This window comes from Mesorhizobium sp. M7A.F.Ca.CA.002.04.1.1, assembly GCF_004022805.1.
Taxonomy (GTDB): Bacteria; Pseudomonadota; Alphaproteobacteria; order Rhizobiales; family Rhizobiaceae; genus Mesorhizobium; species Mesorhizobium ciceri.
Window position 1 is genome coordinate 1 of the sequence record NZ_RZPL01001179.1, and the last position, 857, is coordinate 857.

1 protein-coding gene is annotated in these 857 nt (G+C 63.9%); it reads right to left on the reverse strand.

What is annotated here, in order from left to right:
- Positions 1-701, reverse strand: a 701-nt coding sequence (locus ENZ75_RS33140) for a gamma-glutamyltransferase (RefSeq protein ID WP_206617176.1), incomplete at its 3' end; no start/stop codon positions are given.
- Positions 702-857: the final 156 nt, after the last annotated feature.

The following is an 857-nucleotide window of genomic DNA, read 5'->3' on the forward strand; positions in this document are numbered from 1 at the left end:
CCTTTATAGAAGGCATCCGTACCCTTTTCGGAAATGGCGGCGAGCGAGGCGGCGAGGTCGGGCTGGACCAGCCGCTCGCCGATGCCATAGGGCTTGCCGTCGGGTTTCAGGAATATGGCGGCGGCCGCGGGGTCCTTCGCCAGCCTGTCGGCACTGCCGGCAAACGAGGCAGCGTCGCCCTGGTTGAGGATGAACCCGTCCTTGGCGTAGCCGATTGCCGGCGCCATCAGATCCTGGCGGGACAATTTGCCGTATTTTTCACGGGCCATCTCGAAGCCAGCCACAGAGCCCGGTACGCCGACGGCGAGATAGCCGTCGAGGCTGGCGCCCTTCACCGGGTTGCCGTCCTTGTCGAGATACATGGTTTTTGTCGCCGCCAGCGGCGCCCGCTCGCGGAAATCGAGAAAGGTCGATTTGCCGTCCTTGAAGCGGATGGTCATGAAGCCGCCGCCGCCGATATTGCCGGCATTGGGGTAGACGACGGCGAGCGCATAGCCGACGGCAACCGCCGCGTCGACAGCATTGCCGCCCTTCTTCAACACCTCGATGCCGACTTCGGACGCCAGATGCTGGGCCGTCACCACCATGCCGTGCTCGCCCTTGGCCGGCGCCGGCGAGGCGGCGAAGACACTCGTCAACGGCGCCAGGACAAAGGTGATGGAAAGACTGGCGGCGATCAGTGTCCGACGGTTGAGAGGCATGGCGGTTCTCCGGGCGGGGGGATGCCTAGAAGACCGTGTTGGACGGATCGAGTCCACTAACAATTAAGGGAGCACGAGAAAGAGCCCCCTCACCCGGATTGCCAACCGAATTGCGAAGGGCAATTCGGGGCAATCCGACCTCTCCCCGAGGGGAGA